The sequence below is a fragment of the Candidatus Jordarchaeum sp. genome (genome assembly GCF_052745115.1).
Genome location: NZ_JBRAKS010000439.1, coordinates 1 through 2,851 on the forward strand (window position 1 = coordinate 1; position 2,851 = coordinate 2,851).

Annotated in this window: 4 protein-coding genes; 1 reads left to right on the forward strand and 3 read right to left on the reverse strand. The window is 35.7% G+C overall.

Annotation, left to right across the window (positions count from 1 at the left end):
• The 3 genes from ACUVXA_RS19210 to ACUVXA_RS19220 all read right to left on the reverse strand — a co-directional run.
• Window positions 1–390, reverse strand: a 390-nt coding sequence (locus ACUVXA_RS19210) for a DNA methyltransferase (protein WP_445872903.1), incomplete at its 3' end; no start/stop codon positions are given.
• A 148-nt stretch (window positions 391–538) separates the two neighbouring features.
• A complete protein-coding gene (locus tag ACUVXA_RS19215; RefSeq protein ID WP_445872904.1) occupies window positions 539–1,093 on the reverse strand; it encodes a hypothetical protein in 555 nt (184 codons plus the stop codon).
• A gap of 62 nt (window positions 1,094–1,155) precedes the next feature.
• The gene (locus ACUVXA_RS19220; protein ID WP_445872905.1) at window positions 1,156–2,220 is read right to left on the reverse strand and encodes a DUF262 domain-containing protein; all 1,065 of its coding nucleotides are present in this window, start codon (window positions 2,218–2,220) and stop codon (window positions 1,156–1,158) included.
• 399 nt (window positions 2,221–2,619) lie between these two features.
• Between ACUVXA_RS19220 and ACUVXA_RS19225 the strand changes: the two genes are divergently transcribed.
• Window positions 2,620–2,799, forward strand: coding sequence for a DUF6788 family protein (locus ACUVXA_RS19225; protein WP_445872906.1), 180 nt, complete (start codon window positions 2,620–2,622; stop codon window positions 2,797–2,799).
• Window positions 2,800–2,851: the final 52 nt, after the last annotated feature.

Here is a 2,851-nt window from a genome sequence, read left to right on the forward strand (position 1 = left end):
TGTCGCTCCACCTGTGGTATGACAAGTAGTGACTTTTTGCCAAATAATTGCCCCCATATAATCAAAACCTGTGCTTTCACAAAACTTGATGATTTCTGTTCTTATCGGAATAACCTTATATCTTCCATAATAAACGGAACGAGCGAATTGGTCGCCGATGTTAATGCATAAACGACAACCTTTATGTAAAATCCTGTGGCACTCATTCCACACTAAATTAAGGTTATTTATATACTCCTTGTAAGTTTCATTGAACCCTATCTGCTTCCCATTTCCATAATCCTTCAGTTGCCAGTAAGGTGGAGATGTAATGATAAGATGGACTGATTCATCAGGAACTTCTTTCATACTCCTTGAATCGCCAATGATTATTTTATGTTTTGTTTTCATCTTGTTATCTCTAATGGATTTAATTTACTTAAAGCCACCGTTTCGCCTAACGTTCCCAGCATATACGACGTTGCGACCGAAGGGAGCAATGTCCCAAAGGGTAAAGCGATGCCGATGCGTATATGCTGTGTTAGGCGATGTGCATTTTTCATATTTTGATATGCTTCAAATTCAGTCTCTCATTGAATAGCTCTTTTATTTTCTGCTTTCTCCATTCGATCATTTTTTCAAAATCTTTCTTAGATAGATATTCTTTAGGTAGTATATACTGATCTATAAGTTTCTCTCTTTCTCCTGTAAAGTATTCATCCGGCAAAGTGTCGCCTTTTCGGATGTTTTCCCCTGCGAATACGACATACTTGTTAAATATGGAATCCACAAGGGGTCTCAAAGTCTCTGGTATTTCTTCCTTTTTGCTTATTGGAAAGATATGGTCTATGTGGAGTTTATTCTTGTCATACCATGGCCTCCAATTGTTCCTCTGCAACAAGCTGAATGTGAGTATAGGGTCTGAATTGAGCGATACCTCATCTATTGATGTTTTAGTACCAGTATGCTCCAAATATTTTTTGATGTCCTCTAACGGAAATTCGTCTGTTTTTTCGGCATCGATTATCCTTACAATCTCCTTCAAACGACTATCCGAACGCAAATTGCTGTTGTAAACTATGATAAGCATATACTCGAGAACACTTGGTCGCATAGATAAATCTTCTATTTCCTCTAGTTTCTTCCGATTTTTGTAAAAGTAGTAGACAACAGGTATTATAAAGTTATATTTTTGTAAATGCGATCATACTGGTCGGTGATTTTTCTAACTTTATCATGGAATTGCTTTATAACTTCCTCAAACTCGTCATAGTTATTTTTTAAACATTCTATTTTTCCTCTTACTTTTTGAATTTTTGTATCCGCCGGGAGTCCAGAAACCACTATTAGAGTCTTAAGTAGCAAGTCTTTGTCTATCCCGCTTTCTTCTGCTAAATTCTCAAATTTCACCCCACCATCTTTCCATTGTAATTTAAGAGTTGAAAATATTAAATCAGATTTGGTTAAGGGAAGGCCGCCTTGATTAAACCTTACAAAAATCTCTAAAACATCGTCATCAAAATCTTTCCCTGTTATAAGTTCGTAGTGGAATATATGTGGGTCGGGTTTAAAAAATAACGAATTAGAGATAGTTTCTGATAGATAGCCGTAAATGTAGCTATAATCCTCGTCTGGAAAGAATCTAAAAGGACCAATAAGCTCCTTTAATTCTTTGAGTATTGTTTTTTTCTCCTGCTCCTTCTTATGTGGAGAAACTTTTGATATTCTTTTCGCTATACCTATAACCTCAGCAAAACGAAGATACAATGATTCATCATCTTCATCATAAATTACCTTTTCGTCACTTTTGAAGAACTTAAAGCTATCATCAGATATTGGTCTTTCTTTTCTGAAAAAGAACACATTATGGTAGAGGCGCTTTCCATAAAGAGGCCCATCAATGACTCCAAGGTATAGAGATTGTAGTCTCTGATGTCCATCAAGAACCACAATTTGTCCATCTTTAACCTCGGTGTCATATTCTTCGAATTTCGTATTTTCGTCTATTCGGTCAAAAAAGGTTCTTCCAAAAATTTGAGATGCCTCTTTGGATTTTTGGTAAGGTTTTTGGTAAAGCAAAACTATACCTATTGGAAATTTTTTAACTACCGAATCAAATAATTTAGTTATACGCTCCTCATCTCTTAGCCAAACAAAAGGTCTCTGTATCATAGGCAAAAGAATGTTTCTATTTTTTATCTCATCGACTAGATCCATTATGGTGGGCTGACCTATTAACATTTTTTAACCCTCCTTTTTGGCATTTCATACAACTCGTTTTTATACGAATTGTTTGTATAATATCGACCTTTTGTTGTATATTATACGAAAATAATGTATCATTATCAATGAAATTACTAATAATGGTAAGCATCTTTTTTTCCGTGATGAGTTCAGGTAGCATATCGGAAAAATTCCTTTCGCGGTTCTTGCCAATAGGTATCCATCCCAGAAGCACCAAATACCATCTTAAACTCCCTCTCTAAATGCCAGATGTCTAAAACTCCAATAGCATCAGGAAAATAATTGTCCATTCCTTTGTCTCACGATAATCTATTTTAAAATAGTAACCACAATTTATGGAAAAATAGTTGACTTTTAATCTGAATTGTATTAAAAAAATTCAATATAAGATCTCTAATTAAACAGAAAGAGAGGTTGCTAAGAGATATCCAGGGTTGTTCAGGGATGCTTCAGGGGTCTCTGGTAGCTCTTTATCGAAGATGTGGCAAGAAGGGGTGTCGTTGTGAGCGGGGTGAGAAGCATGGGCCTGCCTATTATCTTTCTTACAAGGAGTCTGGTGTTACGAAGATGGTCTAGAGACTTGTCAATAATTATGTGTCTCGGGGTAGAATTTAGAGTTAAAGATTTG

Bases quoted from the DNA above. Each gene is read 5' to 3' on its own strand.
- ACUVXA_RS19215 (WP_445872904.1), bottom strand. From the start codon at position 1,093: ATGCGACCAAGTGTTCTCGAGTATATGCTTATCATAGTTTACAACAGC.
- ACUVXA_RS19220 (WP_445872905.1), bottom strand. From the start codon at position 2,220: ATGTTAATAGGTCAGCCCACCATAATGGATCTAGTCGATGAGATAAAA.